Origin of the sequence: Macrococcus carouselicus (genome assembly GCF_004359515.1) — a bacterium.
Taxonomy (GTDB): Bacteria; Bacillota; Bacilli; order Staphylococcales; family Staphylococcaceae; genus Macrococcus; species Macrococcus carouselicus.
The window spans coordinates 657,751-678,365 of record NZ_SCWD01000001.1; the positions used below are offsets into that span (position 1 = coordinate 657,751).

Consider the following 20,615-nt stretch of genomic DNA (forward strand, 5'->3'; position numbering starts at 1 on the left):
CAATATGTTTGTTATCTTCCCTATTATATGCGATTATATACTTAAATAATATCAGTTTATGCAAATAATATTCAGAGGTGACATATGTTTAAGAATCTATTATCTTCCATCGGTTTTGAAGACGTAGAAGTTGAGACAAGAATCAATCAGCAGACCTATCATCCAGCTGACACAATAGAGGGTCTGATTGAACTTAAAGGTCGTGCTGATCATATTGACTATATCGAAGTTCAGCTTGTTGAGAGAGTGGAGAACCAGGATAAATCGAGTGATTTCGAGACGTTTGATCACGTCCTCAGTAAGGTCCACCTTACGACTGAAACTGAACAGACTCTTCATTTCCAGCTTGAAGGACCTCACAATATCCAGTCTGCAGAAAGCCAGTTCTTCATCATGACACATGTTTATATCAAAAATTCTGTTGATGCTTACGATGACGATGAGATCTTTTTCGCTGAATCATAGAATATGTCCTGGCGGGCATATTTTTTTGCGTATTTACGGACATATGTCCCTTTATCAAATCAGAACATATGTTCCGTTATGAATGAAACTAAAACCGAAAAGATAAGGCCAGTTGTCAGTTTCTGAAAAATCAGATAAGATTGAAACGTTATATCATTCAGGAAAGAAGGGGAAAGAATGAACTATCCAGATGTGTCAAAAACAATCAGCCAGATTGAAAAGCTCGTCAATATTCCAGGTCCTTCGGGCTATGCCTATGCAGCTATTGAGTACTGCCAGAACTTTCTCAAAGAGAACGGCGTTGACAGCACAGTTACCCATAAAGGTGGCCTAAGCGTGACAATAGAGGGCGAAGACAGCTCAAAGCACCGCTTCATCACAGCACATGTCGACACCTTAGGGGCGATGGTCAAAGAGATTCTGCCAAGCGGCCGACTTAAGATGACGAAGATCGGTAGCTTCAGCTGGAATGCCACTGAAGGGGAGTACTGTCAAATTCACAGCAGCAACAAAATATTCACAGGCACCATCTGTCTGCATGAAACCAGCGGCCATGTCTACCGCGGTAACGACGATATCAAACGGGATGATAATCATATGGAAGTCCGGATTGATGAAGTGACGACCACTCAGGAGGAGACAGAGGCACTCGGTATCAGCGTAGGCGATTTCATTACTTTTGCACCGAGGTTCGAGCATACGGACAGCGGTTTCGTGAAATCACGTCATCTGGATGATAAGGTCAGTGCCGCCATCATGCTGGAGCTGATCGTTCATCTGCAGAGAAGTGATGTCAGACTGCCCCATACCACACACTTCTTCTTCTCAAATAACGAAGAGATCGGTTATGGTGGTAATTCTAATATACCAGAGGAGGTCGTGGAATACATCGCGGTGGACATGGGGGCTCTCGGCGATGGACAGCGTTCTGATGAATATACGGTATCTATCTGTGCCAAGGATAGTTCAGGGCCGTATCATTATTATCTGCGTCAGCATCTCGTTCAGCTCTGTCAGGAGAATGATATCGATTATAAGGTTGATATCTATCCATACTACGGTTCAGATGCCAGCGCTGCTATCTCGGCCGGACACGACGTCAAACACGGTTTATTCGGAGCCGGTATAGAGTCCTCTCATGCAATGGAACGTACACATCGTCGCTCAATCGAAGCGACTGAAGCACTGCTCTTCGCTTATGTGAAGAGTCCACTCATATAGATGTTTACAGACTGAAGTGATGATATAGGAGAAGAAAACATTGTGAGAGAACTCTTTAAATACCGTAAGCCATATAAAGGGCTCTTTATACTGTACTTCGGTCACTTCGATAATATGAAGAAAAGAAGCGCTCATCTTCTGATGACCGCTTCTTTAACTTTTCATCTGTAATCAATTGATGCGAGCAGGCCGATCAGTATACCAACCGTCATGGACAGCATCGTACCTAGCAGGATATACTCTGACTGCTTATCTATCTTATCCGGCTGATACTGTACGGAATCCTGTTTGACGTCGTTGAACCTGAGAATGGATTTGCTTGCTATCACGAGACCGATTGCGGTATATTCCTTTAGTAAGATAAAAATGATGATCAGAAAGCGCTCAAGATAGCCGATAACAAGCCCAACATGATCAGTCTTAGGCAGTTTAGATGAACTCATTGATGATAAGAATGAACGGATGAACGGTCCGCTGAAGATATACAGCACTATACAGAGAAAATAAAGCGTCAGATTCATGATCATTGAAAGACCTCCTGCAGTGTCTGACGGATATGGTGTCTCATCTCTTCATTGACAGTCTCCGGACTGAAGTGGAGGAGCTCCTCTTCTATCAGAGCGAGCTGCCTGCTCCGTGCTTTCTTCAGGTGGGTAGAGACAGTGGAGAAGCTTCTGTCCATATGAACAGCCAGTTCACGCTGTACAGGGAAAGCAAGACTGTTCAGAAGCACTTCCCGCTGGATATCAGTAAGCTGCTGCAGAATATCGGTGAGATAATAGAAAAGCACATGGTTGATCATTGAGGCTTCAGGTGCGTCCAGGCAGAGATCCACCTGCTCGTTCGTCTTGATGCTGTCGAGCGCAAGACGTGCCTTCTTGATGATAGGGTTGTTCCAATGCTCATAGTCTTCATCAGGCAGCGTACTGTCACCTATCGTTAGACCAAATTTCAAGGTCTGGCTTTTTAATGGCCACGATAATTTGATATAATAGGCTAGCATCAGCATACTGCCCGGAGCGTCACAGACAAAGAACAGCTCATCTCCCATACGGAAGTTGACGTAGCTTCTGTTAAGTGGACGGGTCCATTCTTTGATGGCGTGCTCCAGCTGCTGCAGTTTTTCGCTGATTTCCTCAGTATTATTGTAGGCAGTACTGCCTGACACATCCATGATAAATAGGCCGATCATGCTATCCCTCCGTTCGCTTATATAAGCGAATTTTGAAAAGTTCCTTTATATAAGCGAATTATAGCATAAAATAATCATCACTATATTGAAATGCGAATATCTATATTTGCTGAAAAGGAGTAGACAATGAAATTTATTACACTGACAAAAGAACAATTCGGTCAATTCTGTGACCAGACAGAAGGCAGTCACTTCACACAGATGGCTGTCAACTATGACGTCAAAAAAAGAGAAGGCGCTGAGGTGCATCTAGTAGGTGTGGAAGAGAACGGTGAGATTATTGCGGCATGTCTCCTGACAGCTGTGCCGGTGATCAAACGCTTCAAATATTTCTACACGAATCGTGGTCCGGTGATGGATTACGAGAATAAGTCACTGCTTAGCTTCTTCTTTACAGAACTGAAGAAGTATCTGAAGCGGCATAAGGCACTTTTTGTCCGTGTTGATCCATATGTGGCCTATCAGAAAAGAGATCACGATGGCCAAATACTCGAGCGATATGCAACCGCTTCAGTTATAGATGAGCTGGAGTCGCTCGGCTATGAGCACCAGGGCTATACAACAGGGATGAAGACGAATTATCAGATTCGCTGGCATTCAGTATTAGACCTGACAGACAAGGATTCAAAGTCGGTCCTGAAAGATATGGATAGTCTGAGAAAACGTAATATCAAGAAAGTCATCAAGAACGGCATAAAAGTAAGATATCTGACAGAGGATGAACTGCCTATCTTCAGGGAATTCATGGCGGACACCAGCTCTATTAAGGAATTTCAGGACCGAAATGATGATTTTTACAGACTCCGTCTACGTCATTTCGGCGATAGAGCACTGATGCCGCTTGCTTATATCGATTTCACGACCTATATCCCTCAGCTGGAGGAGGAACAGGCAGCGCTCAAAATAAATCTGGCGAACGACAATACGCAGAAGAATGAGAAGAAAAAAGCGGACCTGGAGAAACAGCTTGCTGCCCTTGAAGACCGGCTGAAAGAAGCACATGACCTCCGTGCAGAGCACGGTGACACCTTACCGGTTGCTGCAGCCTTCTATCTGATCAATCCTTATGAAGTGGTTTATCTGGCCGGCGGTACAGCGAATGACTTCAGACATTTTGCAGGCTCTTATGCCATTCAGTGGCAGATGATCAACTATGCGCTTGAACATGGCATCAACCGCTATAACTTCTATGGAATCAGCGGTGATTTCAGTCCGGAAGCGGAAGATGCAGGCGTCATCAAGTTTAAGAAGGGCTTCAATGCAGATGTAATAGAGTATATCGGCGACTTCGTGCTGCCAGTCAACAGACCAGTCTATAAAGTCTATCAGTCACTTAAAAACATAAAAGGGTAGAAAGGGGAGCATTATGCAGTTTACAGAGCTTACGGCTAAAGAATACAAGGCATACATGGCGAATACGCCGAATATGAGTCATTACTTCCAGATGGCAGAGAATATTGCTAATAGAGAGGAAGAAAAAAGTCCCGTTGTGCTACTCGGTGTCAAAGAGAACGGAAAAGTCATCGCAGCAAGCCTGTTCTCTAAAATACCGACTTTCGGCAGCTATATGTATTATTCAAATCGTGGACCTGTACTGGATACGACAAATACAGCGCTCATCCGCTTCTATTTCCAGTCACTGGATAAGTATTTGAAACAGCATCAATGTCTATCAGTCAAAATAGACCCTTACTGGATTTATCGTACATATGATAAGGATGTGAACCCTAAAACTGAAGGCAATGATGAACTGGTCCAGCTGATGCAGTCTCTCGGTTACGTTCATGGCGGCTTCACAACAGGCTACAGTCATACACAAGTCCGCTGGATGAGTGTGCTGTATCTGGAAAATGAGACGCCGCAGACCCTCATGAAGCAGTTTGACAGCCAGCGTAAACGAAACATCAAAAAAGCACAGAAATTCGGTGTCAAAGTGAGGTTACTGCAAGAAGAAGAGATTGATATCTTCCTTTCTTTATACCGTGAAACTGAAGAGCGCACAGGCTTCATAGCACGCGATGATGACTATTTCAGACGTTTCAAGCGTCATTACGGGTCTAAAGCTATCATGCCGCTTGCTTATATTGACTTAGATGAGCATATCGCGGATCTGACAGCTGAACAGCTTGACCTGGAATCAAGACATGACAAGATGATGCTGACTGACAATAAATCAGACAAACAGCTGAAGAAGCTATCTGAATTAGATGAGCAGCTGAAGAAGTTACAGCAGAATATACTGGATATGAATGAACTGAAAAAGACGGACGGAAATATCCTGAACCTGGCATCCGGCATGTTCTTTGAGAATAACTTTGAGATCAATTATTTCTCAGGTGGTTCGAGCAATAAATATAGCCAGTTCATGGGTCCATATGCCATGCACTGGTTTATGATCAATTACTGTTTTGAACATCATTTTAACCGCTATAATTTTTATGGTGTATCCGGTGATTTTACCGAAAATGGCGAAGATTACGGTGTTTACCGATTTAAACGCGGATTCAATGCACAGATTGAAGAACTCGTCGGTGATTTCACGAAGACCATCAATAAACCGAAGGAAACTTTGTATAAGACGGTAACAAAAGCCGGGATCGGCGTACGCAAGATTAAAAATATCATCACTAAAAATAAATAAGTATAAAAACCGTCATAACAAGTGACGGTTTTTTATTATAGATTAAGACATACACATGAAATATAGGACGCTGTATTTTTGATTATCTAGTTTACATAATATATATTATAGGAAGTTATGTGCAGAGAAGAATACTTCAACTCATAAGCCCCTATCAGTCATTCATATTAAACCATTTCTCTTAACTTATTATAATCAATTTCCAGTCCTTTTAAGTTCAGAGTATCTTCAGTCAAATCCAGCAAATCCTCAAACTCATCAGTTTCATCACTGGCATCGAACTCAGCATCAGCTAAAATTCCATTATAAAATGCTTTACCATTAGCCACTATAAAACATTTTACGTAAAGTTCAGCATCACTGGAATTTAAAAGCGATCCATCAGCATCAAAGATTTTAATGTCCTGAAGCCGTTCAGTTATTTCAGCCAATGTATTGTGAAATCTAATAATCTCGTCTTCTGATCGCTCTGATAGCTTGTCAGCAGCATAGTCAATATCCAGTTCTTCCGGAAAACAATCGTCCATTATATCCCAGAATTGTTCTTCGTCTAAATGCTCATATTTATTCAACATTGAAAATCGTCTCCTCTTTAATCACATTTTCTCTCTAAGTATCATAAAATTCAGTTATTTTTGCTGCTTATATCTATTTATAAAATCTCTTATTATATTAGCAAGGCTCATTTGCTTTTCGTTTTCCAAATATATCATTGGTATCTTATCTCTATAATCCTCTATTTTTATTTGATAAAATTCTTCAAGATCAATTTTTAAACGATGTCTCAAAAGTTCGAATTCTTGGATAATATAATCTTTTGAATCCAATTCGCTCTATAATCTCTATGTATTTCTTTGAAATCATCCTCAATCAGCATGGTGATTGCTTTTTCAAATTATCAAACTCATCGACGCCGAATTCAAAATTACAGCATATACATATCTCAAATGAACCCCACTTCTTATGATTATAGGGCTGTTGTTCTAAACCATCATAACCGCATATAGAACATATATAATTCATGGAATATATCCCCTTTCATTAACATTATCTAAATCCTTTTCTGTGAATCAAAATAATAGATGATTAAATATCTTAAACTTTAATATTTATTCGTAGGAGCTGGGACTCTAAGATATCTTTTTTTACATATCCATTCTTATTAAATTCTGATGGATAGTATTCTTCCATAAATATTTCCGCTCCATTTTCTAGCCAAGCTTCTCTATATCTACTAAAAGCCCAGTCTAAACTGGAATAAGGAAGTTTTATGGATTTATGAGAAACCTCAAAGTCTTCACTGTAACCAAACTCAAATCCGCAGCAATCACATATATCATGGGAACCATTACCATAAATATCATAAGGTTGAGATTCTATTTGGTCATAACCACATACAGGACATATATATTTTATAATCAACTCCTTAAAAGCCTCCCTAAATTTATGGTCAGACATTTATATCTGAATTTTCTTCTGTATTTCTAATTCTCTGACCATCATCTGCATGAGCAGCATCATATAGATAATAGCCATTAAAGGCGCATAGAAAGTCCACCATGCGATTGTTAAGTCGCTAAAATGATAGCCCATCAGACTGCTCAGCTCTGGGAATACGGGCTTCTCAATAATCTCACAGGCAGGTCCATAACAGACATCTGTCCCACCGAAGAAAATCTTGAAGAACGCGAGATGTGAGATGATGATTAATGTCTGGAACAATAGACGGAGAAATGTAATCAAATACTGGAGCGTCATATTCGGCCATACATGCTTGAAATAGATATGTGTTTTACTAGGACTAAGGGTATAGGCACTCACAATAAACTCTTTCCCTAGGATTATTTCAGTGGATTCCTTAATCAGAACTACCGTTGTCGGAATCATCAGTAAAATAAGGATCATGATATTGAAAAGTATTCTATAGTCAGCCGAGTTTTCAAATCCATTGAGGGATTCATAGAGAACAGGCCGTAAAAAAATATAGGCTAAAATCGACTGAGGGATATAGAAGAAGGGATTACTTACTGCTTGCATGAAAGTACCGCTTCTTTTACTGAAGGCTAGATATGTACCCATCAATATCGCCAGAACCAGTGAAACGAGCGCAATAATAATTAATATCAAAAGTGTAATCCTGTAACCTGATAATACCTCATACGCCATATGATTTGAACTTGAATCAACACCGAATACAGCGTGCTGACTCGGAGGAAATGGCGAACTTGATATAATACTCCCCTTACTATCATATAAAAAATCAGTTCGTTTTACTTTGCCGTTGAAAATATCAAAATATATGATGCCTATAACGGCTGGTAAGATGAGCAGAGTCAAATAAATGTAGACTTTTTTCATCATACCATTCCCCTGCCGGTTACTTGATGCACAGTAAATTGAGTCAACCTGAATAAAAGCGCAATGGGAATATAGAGCAATAAAAAGGTGATAAAAAGTACAATCGGTGAATTATATTCAAATATAAAGACGGATACACCCATTATATTCATCACTCTTTCCAGGAACAGAAGACTGGACAACGTAATCCAGACTATCTGTTTCATATTAATCAGGTAGCCGATCATCAGATTGCGTATGATGTGATAGGAAAATACCTCAAATTCATTCAACCCTTTTGATCTGGCTAACTCGACATAAGCACTTGCTCTCTCCTCATCTATCAACTTTTTCAGTAAGGTGATGCTGTTGACTAATGGAATAACCAATAATACTAATACAGGGAAAATAAAGGCCTTGGAGCTCTGACTTGAAGCAATAGCGAAAAGCAGTGTACCCGTATACTGATAAATAAGTATCACAATCGTGATAGAAACCGGCACATAAAAGACGTCAGGTATAATACTGAGAATATTGTTCATAACAACGATTATTTTCTCAAAGTATTGATATTTGTACATCAAAGAGACTAAGAAAAGCGAAAGAATAAAGGAAATGATAATAGCAGAAAATAAAATAGAAAGTGTATTAAACCATGGGCCGATAATAAACGGGAAAAGACTATGTTCAACACCAGATTTTTGATTGATGAATACAATCTGATTAGGATGTGACAGATTTCTTATAGTCTCCTTCATAGCAGCCAAGTAACCATTAAAGCTAAAATGTTGAGAATGAAATAATGATGGAAGACACGCTATGAAAAATAATACCAATACATTAATCATCATTTTAAGAACTTCTTTCAAATGCCCACCCTCTTCAGAAGAAATCATAATAGAACAATTATGACTATTATACTAAATATTCAGAAAATAAAGAATAGCATTTGACCTATTTGTTATTCATACAGTTCTAATTATTGATCTTTTTTTAAGGCTTAGCCATAATGTCGGCTTCTTCTCTTCCAGCCTGATGATGTCACTCTCGGATGGCATCACCTGATAATTCTTATGTTCTTCCAAGTCAAGGTGGGCCAGATTTTCTTTGCTTATAGACTGAACATGTCTATAAAGGTCAAATTCCAGATTATATTTATCTTCCAGCTGCTTGATATAATGCGGTTTTGGACCGCCTGTCTTCTCAAGAAAAGCAGGCACCATCAGTTCTTCTGTGATAGATAGCATAATATGGCTGTTCATCAATCTTCTCTCATCAATGATATATAATTGATGTCCGTTACTTATACTCCTCACAAGGCGGAAAGTCTCATCAAGTAGCTGATATTTAAGAGATTCATCTAAATGCTCATCAACTACAGCTGCAACTTGCGGGACATAGATATACTGTGTGCCTTCAGATATCAGACCGAGTTGCTGTCTCATGGCTCGTAACTGATGACTGATTTTCCGCTTCTTACCCCTCATCTTCTTATATCTCATATACGTTAAAACCTCCCTACTACATATTGTAGCAAGGAGGCTTCTGATAAGATATGATTACTCGCCTGTAAATTCATAGACTGCGATAGTTCCTGACATCTCATGACTTGCCAGCAGCAGCGGCTTCTGAGTCGGTGATTGTTCTTCCGGGATAAAGGTCAGTCCTTCAGGTGAAATATCCTTATTGTCCTGTGATTTGAAGTATGTGTCAAAGACCGGTTTTGTCGGGTTATCCATGTTATAGACCACGATACCCCCTGTCCGTTCCAGGCCGATGAATGCATACTGATGTCTGCCGACCTTACCGACTGTCACCGACTCCGGTTCCGGTCCTTTATCATCACTCCGACTGTCGAATTCAATCTTGCCCGGTTCTTCCTGCTGGCTGTTGAACGCATCAGGGAATGCTTCTGAAGTGATTCTTTCGAAGTCGTCACCGCTGTCATAGACCTGTTTCATTGAATCCGCTTCAATAACAGAGAACGAACGTCCCCCGAATGTCACAACTGCGTCAAAAGAGCCGTCTGCGTTTGTAAAGGGGTTGCTCGTCGATGTCTTCAGCCGCCCCAGTGCTTTCTTATCCTTTAGGACAGATGAATCGAATCCGTTGAAGTATTCACTTGTCGTCTTGTATTTTTCAGCGATATCAGCGACACGTGTCTCTTCACTGAACCCTTTATAATCCTGTGTATCGCCTTCGTTTGCTGTCAAGAGATAGACATGGCCTCTGTAGTTCAGATGGCTGATACCGTCCGGCTGATACATGCCGAATAACGGGTAGTTCTTCATATTGATCTTGTCGTCTTTATCAGAGACATCGATTGTTGTCTGATGATAGTCCTTGAACCCCAGCCCCTTGACAGAGATGAATTTTTTCTTCTTGATATTGTAGGTCGCGACCGCGTTGCGCTCCTGGATCGTAATGTAAGCAATATTATTGTCAACTGTGATATATTCTGGCTCAAGATTACGGAAGCTTTCTTCTGCAGTGCGGCCTAAGTCACGGACGTCGCTGCCGATCATCGAGCGGTCAAAGTATGTGGTCGTCACATCAGACTGCTTGATACGCCCATTTGGTTTCGTCCGGATAACAGAGACAGACCCTTCCGGATTGACCGTATAGTCGTCATTAGGTTCCCCTTCATTGGCGACCACTAGATGCCTGCCATCAGGTGTGAAGGTCAGCATATCAGGCAGTGCCCCTACTTCAACCTGACCCTTGAACTGGCCATTCATGGACAGGAAGACAACATGGCCATTATCGGTCTTATTCGCTGCCGCCACACTGACTCCGATATATCTGTGCTGAGGATGGACGGCGACACTTGTGATATCTGAACCCAGTGCATCGAAGTCCTTTAGCGAGACACGTTTAATCAGTGGAAGCTTTCCTCTAGTCAACTTTGAAGCATCCAGGATATCGAGTGCGTTCAGGGCACCGTTGATGGAATAGGCGCGCTTGTATTTCTTATCATAGGCGACAATCTCAGTGCCGCTTTCGCCGAATTCTGTTTGTGAATCGTAACGAGCTAATTGCGTCACTTTGATATCACTGTCGCTGTTAGTATTTAAAACTGTGGCTGCATCTGCATAAGGAGCCATCAATAAAGCGGCAAGTGAACCTGTTGCCCATACTCTGATAAACTTATTCATTACTCAACCTCCAATAGTGTATTTACTTCAGTTTATAGGGGGGTTGTAAAGGATAAATGTCTATAGCGTAAATTTTGCGTTAAAAAAAGACATGCGGGCATGTCTTAAAATGGGTTGTTCTTCTCTCTTCTGTTATAAGTGTTTTCAAATCCTTCGCGCTGCAGTTCTGCTTCGCGACGTATTTTCTTCTGTCTCCGTCGGTCACGGGTCAGGTACCAGAACAGAATGCTGAGAATAAGAGAAATCACTGCCAGGAAAGTCGCATATCCGAGAAGCGGCTGATAAGTGATGTCAAAGAAGTTCGGCAGAATAAAGGCTGCGATTGCCAGTAAGACAAACGTCAGTACGGGTGCCAGTATAAAACGACTAGTCAGCAAACCGAAAATCATGGATAACAGCAGCATACTGACGATTGAAATCAGCAGAAAGTTCGGAATTTCCATATAACTGATGTCAGCTAATAGCAATATTAATACACCTCCTAAAAATATAATCCTTTATCTATACCCGTAATTCATATGATAAACAATTTGCTTCACTGTTTATGACCGTTATAATAGTAATTAGACAGAGAGGAGATGGAAATAGTGTCAACATTAAGAAGTGAAGTCAACATCGAAGAAACCTGGGATTTGACCCCCCTATTTGAAAGCAATGAGGCCTTCTATGACAGCCTCGAGAAAACAGGTGCGGAAGTCAAGGCATTCAATCAGCAGTATAAGGGAACTCTGACAGACTCAGAGACTGTTGAAGCGATGCTGGAAGACTATGCAGCTCTCAGTGAAAGGCTGGACCGACTGGGCAATTACGCAAGCCTGAACTTAAGTGTAGATCAGACGAATGCGGAATCACAGAAGCTATATGGTAAATTCAGCTCTGCTTACGGCGATATCGCAAGTAACCTGTCATTTATTGACTCAGAGCTATTAGCACTCGACGCAGAGAAACTGGAAGAAATCAAGAATAAATCCAAGCAGTTTAAACGTTATTTAGAGAAACTCGTCAAACGGAAGCCTCATCAGCTGCATCCTGAGGTGGAAAAAGCACTTGCTGCTTTCTCTTCTACATTCCATGCACCTTATGGTCTGTATGATGCAACAAAAATGCTGGATATCGACTTCGGCACATTTGAAGCACATGGTCAAGATATTCCGATGAACTACGTCTCATTTGAAGGCGAACTGGAAGTCGATGCCGATACCGAGATGCGTCGCAATGCCTTCAGAAAGTTTTCAGATACACTTAAAAAATACGAAAATACGACTGCAAAGACTTATGATATGGTCGTCCAGCAGGAAAAGACGGAATCGAAACTACGCGGCTATGATTCTGTCATTGACTTTCTGCTTGATAGACAGGAAGTTTCACGTGAATTGTATAATAGACAGATTGACTTGATCATGACAGAACTTGCACCGCATATGCGCCGTTATGCGAAGCTTCTGCAGAAAACGAATCACCTTGAAACGATGAGGTTTGAGGACCTTAAGATCTCACTGGATGAGTCGTTTGAACCGCATATCACAGTTGAGGAGTCCCAGGAGTATATCGAGAAGGCCCTCTCTGTAATGGGTGACGATTATATGCAGCTGATTGATGATGCCTATAACAACCGTTATATTGATTTCGTCCAGAATAAAGGGAAATCGACTGGGGCCTTCTGTGCAAGTCCTTACTCCACTAACCCGTTCATTCTGATTTCATGGACATCCAAGATGACGGAAGTATTTGTTCTGGCACATGAATTAGGTCATGCGGGCCACTTCAATTTAGCGAATAAAAATCAGAATATCTTTGACGCAGAGAGCTCGCTCTATTTCGTGGAGGCACCGAGCACAATGAATGAGATGCTGATGGCGAATTATCTGCTGCAGGAATCAGACGACCCTAGGTTCAAACGCTGGGTCATTGCATCGATCATCTCACGCACGTATTATCATAACTTCGTCACCCATTTACTGGAAGCGGCGTATCAGCGTGAAGTCTATAACCAGGTCGATGCCGGTGAAAATCTGACAGCGGCACTGCTCAACGATATCAAGAAGAAAGTGATATCTGATTTCTGGGGTGATGCTGTTGACATCACTGAAGGCGCAGAACTGACATGGATGCGTCAGCCTCATTATTATATGGGACTCTACCCTTATACCTATTCAGCCGGTCTGACGATAGCGACTCTGATGTCTAAGCGCATCAAAGAAGAAGGTCACCCTGCTGTCAATGACTGGATTGAAGTTCTGAAAGCTGGTGGTTCTAAACCACCTGTGGAACTTGCAAAAATGGCCGGTATAGATCTCACAACTGATGCAGCCTTAAAAGAAACCATTACTTTTATTGGTTCTCTCGTCGATGAACTTGAACAGCTGACAGCAGAAATCGATGAATAGTAATTACAGAACTCATCATTGGATGGGTTCTTTTTATTCTGCCTTTTAATAAGTAAACTTATAATTTAAATACTTATCATTATTACTAAAAACACCTATATAAAAAGAATCCCTCACGATGGAAAAGTGAGGGTCCTGATTATATTTTTTTGATTTTATCCATTTCGATTGAAATTCTTTTTTCTTTATAAAGCTTTCCGATAGCACGTTTGAAGCTGCCCTTACTCATCTTAAAGATTTCCCTGATTGCTTCTGGATCTGATTTGTCTGAGAATGGCAATTCTCCGTTATACTCATCCAGCATGGCAAGAATCATCTCGCTGTCATCATCCATCCGTGCATGAGCAAGAGGCAGGAATGAGCCATTTAATTCTCCGTTCTCCTTGTGACCGATAATACGAACTTCAACCTTCTCACCGAGTCTCGGTTCTTCTTTACGCTCACTCTCGTGGACAAAAATCTTATAGCCTTCCTTGGAGAGCAGAAAAGTACCGATTTTCAGCAAGCGATACGGATAAGCTTCAATCGTTGTATGCAGGAGCTCCTCTTTAGCAGGCGTATAGAGTGACGTCACCATTGTCTCTGATGCCAGACGCGCATAAATCTGGTCGTTACGGTCGACACGTAGCGTACAGAAGAGTTCATCCCCGTTCTCCGGCCAGACTTCCTTAACCTTCGGCAGATCCTCCCACGGGATGATGATTTCACGCGGCAATCCGATATCCACCGTCACACCGTCTCTATCTTTCTTGATGACCTTCACCCAGTCATATTTATTGGAAGTGATAATCGGCATATTCTGCGTCGCAAAGAGGTCGCCGGTACGACCCGGGTAGACGAAGAAACTGTAATCCTCTCCGATCTCGAGTTCATCGCCCTCTTCTATCTCTGACGCATTCAATTTGACCTCTTCATTATTAGGCCCTAGTAAACGGTATGTTGATCCTTCAAGACCCGCCACTTTAAGGAAGTCGATGCTTCCTGATAATCGTTGTTCGTTGTTTTCCATAAAAACTCCTTAAGTACTTTTTGTTTATTATAACATCCATAAAGAATAAAGTATAAGAAGCGGGTGAAAATATGTTATAATTTTCAACGGAAATAAATATTAAGGAGAATGTTATGTTACAAGTATCTAATGTCAGTCTTCGTTTCGGTGACCGCAAATTATTTGAAGACGTTAATATTAAATTTACACCAGGCAACTGTTACGGTCTTATCGGTGCGAATGGTGCCGGGAAATCAACTTTCCTGAAAATCTTATCAGGAGAACTCGATTCACAGACAGGAAATGTGTCTTTAGGTAAAGATGAACGCCTTTCAGTACTGAAGCAGGATCACTTTGCTTACGAGGACGAGCGTGTACTTGATGTCGTTCTTCGTGGTAATGAGAAGTTGTGGAATGTGATGACTGAAAAGAACGAAATCTATATGAAACCTGACTTCAGTGACGAGGACGGCATGCGTGCCGCCGAACTTGAAGGTGAATTCGGCGAGATGGGCGGCTGGACAGCTGAATCAGATGCTCAAGTCTTATTATCCGGTCTCGGTATTAAAGAAGACCTTCATGACAAACAGATGTCTGAGCTGGAGAACAATCAGAAGATCAAGGTCCTCCTTGCACAGGCTATCTTCGGTGAACCTGATGTCCTGCTTCTCGATGAGCCTACCAATGGTCTTGATATCCCTGCCATCAGCTGGCTTGAGGATTTCCTGATCAACTTTGAGAATACAGTTATCGTTGTCTCCCATGACCGTCACTTCTTAAACAATGTGTGTACACATATCGCTGACCTTGATTACGGTAAGATCAAGATCTACGTCGGTAATTACGATTTCTGGTATCAGTCCAGCCAGCTCGCTCAGAGCATGCTCCAGGACTCCAACAAGAAGAAGGAAGAGAAAATCAAGGAATTACAGGACTTCGTTGCGCGTTTCAGTGCGAACGCTTCTAAGTCCAAACAGGCGACAAGCCGTAAGAAAATGCTTGAGAAAATCGAGCTGGATGATATCCAGCCTTCTTCACGTAAATATCCCTTCGTCAACTTCAAGCCTGAACGTGAAATCGGTAATGACCTCCTTTCTGTTCAAGGTCTTACAAAGACTGTAGACGGTGTGAAAGTTCTGGATAACGTGTCATTTACCATGAATCCGAATGACAAAGCAGTACTGGTGGGTGATTCAGAGATTGCCAAGACGACCCTACTTAAAATCCTTGCCGGTGAAATGGAAGCGGATGAAGGTACTTATAAATGGGGTATTACGACAACTCAGAGCTACCTGCCTAAAGATAACTCAGAGTTCTTCGAAGGTAAGAATATCGATCTTGTTGAATGGTTACGCCAGTATGCTCCACCAGAGGAACAGACTGAGACATTCCTGCGTGGCTTCCTCGGCCGCATGCTCTTCTCAGGCGAAGAAGTACGTAAGAAAGCGACCGTTTTATCTGGCGGCGAAAAAGTCCGCTGTATGCTCTCTAAAATGATGTTGTCATCAGCAAATGTCTTATTACTCGACGAACCGACGAACCACTTGGATTTAGAGAGCATCACTGCTGTCAATGACGGCTTGAAGGCATTCAAAGGTTCAATCATCTTCACTTCTTATGACTTTGAATTCATCAATACAATCGCTAACCGTGTCATCGATTTAAATGTCTCAGGTGGTCTTTCTAAAGAAATCACTTACGAAGAATATTTAAAAGAACAAGGTATCCTTAAATAATGAAGTGCCCTGCTACTGCAGGGTATTTTTTTGATTTCCCTTAAATATATGTTGATTTATATAAATTAATAAGTTTACATAATATATTTATATTAATTAAAAGTATAAAAATAATGAACCTCAGCAGATGCCGGGGTTCATTATCAATGTTCATTTATCATTTTTAATTATAATTTAACAACGTTAGCCGCCTGTGGTCCACGGTCGCCTTCAACAACTTCGAATTCCACTGCCTGGCCTTCTTCTAAAGATTTGTAACCCTCTTGGTTAATTGCTGAGAAATGGACGAATACGTCACTTTCTCCTTCAATCTCGATGAAGCCAAATCCTTTTTCTGCGTTAAACCATTTTACTGTACCTTGTTTCATATTTGAAACCTCCAAGACTAAAATTCAATATGCGATTATTCGCATATTACAAAATAAATAAGCCTTACTTACTTTGTAATATACAAATAATGCTTATTGATTGATATTATTATAAAATAACCCAAATCGTTATGCAATACAATTTATTGTAAAATTCAGTATTTACAAATTTACTTGTTTGTAATAAATTTCTCCGTCTTTCAGTGCTATTAAACTATAGAATATCTGCATATCTTCCTCACACTCCTCGCAGTATTCCAGTTCACAATTATTATGAAAGGCATAGATTCCATACTTCCCGATTCGTTCGTTACTGAAGCGTTTCTTCATTTCAGCCAGGGTGTATTGATAAGCTTGCTTAAATGACTCATAGTCATGATAACTTTCCTTATGTATGATATGGTCGTGCCAGTCATCGAAAAGCCACCAGCCTTCATAGTCTGCACGAATAATGATGACGTCCCACATGTTGATCCCTTCTTTCATTAGTTCTAAATAAGTATGTAAGCTTTATCATATTATTTCAAGTAATTGACCTGTCAATGCGATTTATTAGGAATTTCTTAACTAAATACATATAATTGATATAAGGAAAAATAGAGAGGTGACCCTAATGATTACGAGACATTATAAAATTTACGGCAGGGTTCAGGGTGTCGGCTTCAGAAAAGCGACTGTGAGTCTTGCAGCTAAGTATGATGTGACTGGAACTGTCGCGAATGTGGAAGATTTTGTTGAGATTTTTGTAGCAGGAAATGAGCAGACAGTTGAACAATTTATGAAACGCATCCTGAAGGGTCCTAATGTTTTTGCAAAAGTCACTTCATTTGAGTATGAAACGCTGGATCATCGTGACTATAAACAGTTCACGCAGGTTTAGTTATCTCTATAAAAGGAATGAAATAAATGAAATATAATCTCTCTTATTATCTGAGTGCCATTTTAGCAGTACCTGTCGCTTTGATTGTAGGTTTCATCAGTACCACCTACTTTGCCTTTGACCAATGGCTGGACTGGCTTGTGATGCTGGGTACGTATCTAGGTGCTTACGTCCCGATACAGCTGTCTACATCGCAGCAGTACTTGAATGAAGCGGGTCTTTCAAGAAGAGAATTCAAGTATGTCAGAAAGCAGATTAGCGAAGCTCAACCAAAAATCAATACACTGATGTCGCAATATACGAAGGTCAGAAGCATCAAAGATTTTAAGAATGTGAATGAAATCAACCGGATTGCCCGCCTTATATTTAAAACGGTACAGAAACAGCCGAGCAAATTCTTTAAAGTCGATAGTTTCTTTTTCTCTCATTTAGACAACACAGTCAACCTTGTCGATCATTATATGCGCCTTGTCAGAATGCCCCATAAGACTAAGGAAGAGATGAATCAGCTTCACACTGCCAGAATTACGCTCGAAGAACTGAAAAGAACACTGCAGGCAGACTTGCGGGCACTCAATTCGGATGATTTTCAGGCTCTGTCAGTGGAAGTCGATCTGGCCAAAATCAATAAACCGGCAGAGCGGACGGAGACTAAACAGCTTGAGACAGAAGAGCTGATTAAAGTGCCCGTCATCAAAAAAAGACAGGAAGAAAGGATTGATAGATAGTTATGGCTAACAACGATTTAATCAACGATTTGACCGCCAATCCATTTGCAGAAACGGTACAGGATAGAACACCGGTTTCTCAGACAGTAGATGTGATTTCACCTGAAAAACGTGAAAAAATCAATCAGATCAAAAACCAGATAGTACCTCTTGATAGTGAGAATTTGCTGATGTATGGTTCGGGTGCTCAGGCAAAACTTTCCCAGTTCTCTGAACAGATTCTTAACGAAGTTCAGGATAAAGATGTGTCTCCAATCGGAGATAACCTAGATAAACTGATGAAGAAACTGAAAGAAATCGATCCGGATGAACTCAGTCAGACCGAAAAATCAGCTTTTAAACGATTCTTTAAACGTGTCGGTGCTTCAGTGAATGAGCTGATGTCGAGATTCCAGTCTGTATCAAGCCAGATTGACCGCATTTCGGTGGAGCTTCAGCATTCGAAGGAAGTACTGATGAAGGACGTGGCCCTTCTTGACCGTCTTTACGAGGAGAACAGATCCTATTTCGAGGCCCTTGATATGTTCATTATGGCCGCTGAAGAAAAACGGGACGAACTGAATGCCAGTCTCCCTGCCCTCCAGCAGAAAGCGAGCATCTCCAATGATCAGCTCGCCGTCCAGGAACTGAATGATATGCGCCAGTATATCAACCGCCTTGATAAGCGTATCTATGACTTAAAGCTGTCACGTCAGATCACATTACAATCTGCTCCTCAGATCAGAATGATTCAGGACGTCAACTCGACACTCGCTGAGAAGATACAGAGCTCGATTCTGACAAGTATTCCGCTGTGGAAGAACCAGATGGCTATCGCCCTATCGCTTATGCACCAGCAGAAGGCTTCTAAAGCCCAGCAGCAGGTGACTAACACGACTAATGAACTGCTGCTTAAAAACTCTGAGATGCTGAAAACGAATACTATTATGACAGCGCGTGAGAACGAGCGAGGCATCGTTGAGATAGAGACTCTTAAAACCACTCAGAACAATATCGTTGAAACGATCCGTGAAACACTCAGCATCCAGGCTGATGGGGCCAATAAACGCCGCGCAGCAGAAGCAGAGCTGACTAAGATGGAACAGGAACTCAAAACTCAGCTCCTTCAGCTGCAGGACGAAAAAAATCAAGCAAACTATTAAAGTTTGCTTGATTTTTTTTAATTATATTTTATCTTAGGTTGTCTTGCACCGAATATCAGCCCTAATACATAGCCTGTCAGTGCAAATAATAACCATTCCATTGACTGGGCTTTCAGCGGCAGATGATCCATGAAGGGCATGTGCAGTAAGCCGACATCCTTACTTGAAAGCACTGAAAGAATCGCGACGATTGTAACAAGCGCCATTGCTATCTGATAACTTAAACGCGGCGTTGGAATGAATTTCGATAATAGCACCAGCAAGACCAGCGTCATGCCGATTGGATATAAGATCATGAGCACGGGCACTGACTTTGAGATAACTGCATTCAGACCTTGGTTTGCCAGCAACATGCTGAAGATTGTGAAGATAACCACATATGCCTTATAAGGAATTCTCGGGAATATCTCAAAGAAGTATTCGCTGACGGCAACAATCAGGCCAATTGAAGTGGTTAAACAGGCCAGCGTGACGATAAGACCGATCAGTATCTTGCCGTAGATACCAAATGCGTCATGGGAGATATGGGTAAGAAGATACGTTCTGATATCAAGTCCATTTGACTCAATATCAGCCAACTGATTCGCCGTAAGCGGATAATGGTTACCGATCCAGCCGAGTGTCAGGTAGATAAAACCAAGGGCTGCTGCAGCGATTAATGCAGCTGCAATTGTCGGCTTCATCAATCCTGTTTCCTTTGTGAATCCTTTGTCTTTAATTGCATTCAGCACGATCACTGAGAAGGCGATTGCTGCAATGGCATCCATCGTCAGATAACCTTCCGTGAAACCTGTGAAGAAGCTACCTGTACCCGATGTGAAAGTAGCCGTATCTGTCGGCGTATGCGCATGTCCTGAAAATATAAAGAGACTTCTGATGACCAGCAGGACAATCGACACCAGCAGGACAGGTGTCAGTATGGCGCCTACTCTATCCACCATTTTTGATGGGTTGATAGCTAGCCAGAGAGAAATACCGAAATAAATCAGCGTAAAGATGAATAAAGACATTTTAGAAGCGCCACCGATAAATGGAACAACAGCCATCTCATAGGACGTTGCACCTGTACGAGGTATGGCAAAGAGCGGCCCGATTGTTAAATAGATTGCGATAAGGAAAATAACACCGAACGCAGGGTGAACGTTTTTCAGTGCTGCTTTATAGCCTCCTTCATCAAACGATCCTGCAATGATAGTGATAAGCGGAATCCCGACACCTGTAACAATAAAACCGATGATAGCTGGCCAGAAATACTCACCACTGATAAAACCCAGTTTAGGCGGGAAAATTAAGTTACCGGCCCCAAAAAATATGGCAAATAACATGAACCCGACCACTACTACTTTTTTGTTCATAACAAACCTCCATTACAAAT

General features: G+C 41.4%; 24 protein-coding genes. 10 read left to right on the forward strand and 14 right to left on the reverse strand.

Annotation, left to right across the window (positions count from 1 at the left end):
• Window positions 1-84: 84 nt before the first annotated feature.
• The 3 genes from ERX40_RS03225 to ERX40_RS11550 all read left to right on the forward strand — a co-directional run bounded on the left by ERX40_RS03225 (window position 85) and on the right by ERX40_RS11550 (window position 1,857).
• The gene (locus ERX40_RS03225) at window positions 85-465 is read left to right on the forward strand and encodes a sporulation protein (protein ID WP_133417057.1); all 381 of its coding nucleotides are present in this window, start codon (window positions 85-87) and stop codon (window positions 463-465) included.
• Window positions 466-642: 177 nt separating this feature from the next.
• Window positions 643-1,686 (forward strand): M42 family metallopeptidase, encoded by a 1,044-nt coding sequence (locus ERX40_RS03230; RefSeq protein ID WP_133417058.1) that lies wholly within the window; start codon window positions 643-645, stop codon window positions 1,684-1,686.
• Between the two features lie 42 nt (window positions 1,687-1,728).
• Complete coding sequence (locus ERX40_RS11550) at window positions 1,729-1,857, forward strand: hypothetical protein (RefSeq protein ID WP_279487931.1); 129 nt, start codon at window positions 1,729-1,731, stop codon at window positions 1,855-1,857.
• Here ERX40_RS11550 and ERX40_RS03235 read toward each other — a convergent pair.
• Both ERX40_RS03235 and ERX40_RS03240 read right to left on the reverse strand, forming a co-directional pair.
• Window positions 1,848-2,213, reverse strand: a complete 366-nt coding sequence (locus ERX40_RS03235) for a hypothetical protein (RefSeq protein ID WP_133417059.1) — start codon at window positions 2,211-2,213, stop codon at window positions 1,848-1,850. The genes ERX40_RS11550 and ERX40_RS03235 overlap by 10 nt on opposite strands.
• Window positions 2,210-2,878, reverse strand: a complete 669-nt coding sequence (locus ERX40_RS03240) for a sigma-70 RNA polymerase sigma factor region 4 domain-containing protein (RefSeq protein ID WP_133417060.1) — start codon at window positions 2,876-2,878, stop codon at window positions 2,210-2,212. Before ERX40_RS03240 ends, ERX40_RS03235 begins: the two co-directional genes overlap by 4 nt.
• 126 nt (window positions 2,879-3,004) lie before the next feature.
• Between ERX40_RS03240 and ERX40_RS03245 the strand changes: the two genes are divergently transcribed.
• Together ERX40_RS03245 and ERX40_RS03250 are read left to right on the forward strand one after the other, a co-directional pair.
• The gene (locus tag ERX40_RS03245) at window positions 3,005-4,231 is read left to right on the forward strand and encodes an aminoacyltransferase (protein WP_133417061.1); all 1,227 of its coding nucleotides are present in this window, start codon (window positions 3,005-3,007) and stop codon (window positions 4,229-4,231) included.
• Between the two features lie 13 nt (window positions 4,232-4,244).
• On the forward strand, window positions 4,245-5,519 hold the full coding sequence (locus ERX40_RS03250) for an aminoacyltransferase (RefSeq protein WP_133417062.1): 1,275 nt from the start codon (window positions 4,245-4,247) through the stop codon (window positions 5,517-5,519).
• Window positions 5,520-5,686: 167 nt separating this feature from the next.
• Here the strand turns inward: ERX40_RS03250 and ERX40_RS03255 are convergent, their stop codons facing one another.
• The 8 genes from ERX40_RS03255 to ERX40_RS03285 form a co-directional block, all read right to left on the reverse strand.
• The gene (locus ERX40_RS03255; RefSeq protein WP_133417063.1) at window positions 5,687-6,094 is read right to left on the reverse strand and encodes a DUF4240 domain-containing protein; all 408 of its coding nucleotides are present in this window, start codon (window positions 6,092-6,094) and stop codon (window positions 5,687-5,689) included.
• A 54-nt stretch (window positions 6,095-6,148) separates the two neighbouring features.
• Window positions 6,149-6,346, reverse strand: coding sequence for a hypothetical protein (locus tag ERX40_RS11185; protein WP_165980638.1), 198 nt, complete (start codon window positions 6,344-6,346; stop codon window positions 6,149-6,151).
• A 268-nt stretch (window positions 6,347-6,614) separates the two neighbouring features.
• The gene (locus ERX40_RS03260; protein WP_165980639.1) at window positions 6,615-6,977 is read right to left on the reverse strand and encodes a hypothetical protein; all 363 of its coding nucleotides are present in this window, start codon (window positions 6,975-6,977) and stop codon (window positions 6,615-6,617) included.
• Window positions 6,978-7,646: an ABC transporter permease subunit gene (locus tag ERX40_RS03265; protein WP_165980640.1), complete on the reverse strand. Its 669-nt coding sequence runs from the start codon at window positions 7,644-7,646 to the stop codon at window positions 6,978-6,980.
• 230 nt (window positions 7,647-7,876) lie between these two features.
• On the reverse strand, window positions 7,877-8,752 hold the full coding sequence (locus ERX40_RS03270; RefSeq protein ID WP_165980641.1) for a hypothetical protein: 876 nt from the start codon (window positions 8,750-8,752) through the stop codon (window positions 7,877-7,879).
• Between the two features lie 69 nt (window positions 8,753-8,821).
• Window positions 8,822-9,358 (reverse strand): hypothetical protein, encoded by a 537-nt coding sequence (locus ERX40_RS03275; protein ID WP_133417067.1) that lies wholly within the window; start codon window positions 9,356-9,358, stop codon window positions 8,822-8,824.
• Window positions 9,359-9,415: 57 nt separating this feature from the next.
• Entirely contained in the window at window positions 9,416-11,011 is a 1,596-nt protein-coding gene (locus ERX40_RS03280) for a choice-of-anchor I family protein (RefSeq protein WP_133417068.1), read from the reverse strand.
• A gap of 104 nt (window positions 11,012-11,115) precedes the next feature.
• Entirely contained in the window at window positions 11,116-11,478 is a 363-nt protein-coding gene (locus tag ERX40_RS03285; RefSeq protein WP_243712901.1) for a hypothetical protein, read from the reverse strand.
• A gap of 111 nt (window positions 11,479-11,589) precedes the next feature.
• On the opposite strand from ERX40_RS03285, the gene pepF reads away from it, so the two are divergent.
• On the forward strand, window positions 11,590-13,398 hold the full coding sequence (pepF, locus tag ERX40_RS03290) for an oligoendopeptidase F (RefSeq protein WP_208001648.1): 1,809 nt from the start codon (window positions 11,590-11,592) through the stop codon (window positions 13,396-13,398).
• A gap of 139 nt (window positions 13,399-13,537) precedes the next feature.
• On the opposite strand, the gene ERX40_RS03295 is transcribed toward pepF, so the two are convergent.
• On the reverse strand, window positions 13,538-14,407 hold the full coding sequence (locus tag ERX40_RS03295; RefSeq protein WP_133417069.1) for a CvfB family protein: 870 nt from the start codon (window positions 14,405-14,407) through the stop codon (window positions 13,538-13,540).
• 113 nt (window positions 14,408-14,520) lie between these two features.
• On the opposite strand from ERX40_RS03295, the gene ERX40_RS03300 reads away from it, so the two are divergent.
• Complete coding sequence (locus ERX40_RS03300; protein ID WP_133417070.1) at window positions 14,521-16,122, forward strand: ABC-F family ATP-binding cassette domain-containing protein; 1,602 nt, start codon at window positions 14,521-14,523, stop codon at window positions 16,120-16,122.
• Between the two features lie 167 nt (window positions 16,123-16,289).
• On the opposite strand, the gene cspA is transcribed toward ERX40_RS03300, so the two are convergent.
• Entirely contained in the window at window positions 16,290-16,490 is a 201-nt protein-coding gene (gene cspA / locus ERX40_RS03305) for a cold shock protein CspA (protein ID WP_133417071.1), read from the reverse strand.
• 162 nt (window positions 16,491-16,652) lie between these two features.
• Window positions 16,653-16,958 carry a DUF1033 family protein gene (locus tag ERX40_RS03310; protein ID WP_133417072.1) on the reverse strand — a complete coding sequence of 102 codons (306 nt, stop codon included), beginning with the start codon at window positions 16,956-16,958 and terminating at the stop codon, window positions 16,653-16,655.
• Window positions 16,959-17,103: 145 nt separating this feature from the next.
• On the opposite strand from ERX40_RS03310, the gene ERX40_RS03315 reads away from it, so the two are divergent.
• The 3 genes from ERX40_RS03315 to ERX40_RS03325 are packed head-to-tail and all read left to right on the forward strand — an operon-like array spanning window position 17,104 to window position 19,240.
• Window positions 17,104-17,370: an acylphosphatase gene (locus ERX40_RS03315; RefSeq protein ID WP_133417073.1), complete on the forward strand. Its 267-nt coding sequence runs from the start codon at window positions 17,104-17,106 to the stop codon at window positions 17,368-17,370.
• A 26-nt stretch (window positions 17,371-17,396) separates the two neighbouring features.
• Window positions 17,397-18,098: a 5-bromo-4-chloroindolyl phosphate hydrolysis family protein gene (locus ERX40_RS03320; protein ID WP_133417074.1), complete on the forward strand. Its 702-nt coding sequence runs from the start codon at window positions 17,397-17,399 to the stop codon at window positions 18,096-18,098.
• Between the two features lie 2 nt (window positions 18,099-18,100).
• Window positions 18,101-19,240 (forward strand): toxic anion resistance protein, encoded by a 1,140-nt coding sequence (locus tag ERX40_RS03325; protein WP_208001649.1) that lies wholly within the window; start codon window positions 18,101-18,103, stop codon window positions 19,238-19,240.
• A gap of 17 nt (window positions 19,241-19,257) precedes the next feature.
• Here ERX40_RS03325 and brnQ read toward each other — a convergent pair whose 3' ends face one another.
• Entirely contained in the window at window positions 19,258-20,595 is a 1,338-nt protein-coding gene (gene brnQ, locus ERX40_RS03330) for a branched-chain amino acid transport system II carrier protein (RefSeq protein ID WP_133417076.1), read from the reverse strand.
• Between the last annotated feature and the right edge of the window lie 20 nt (window positions 20,596-20,615).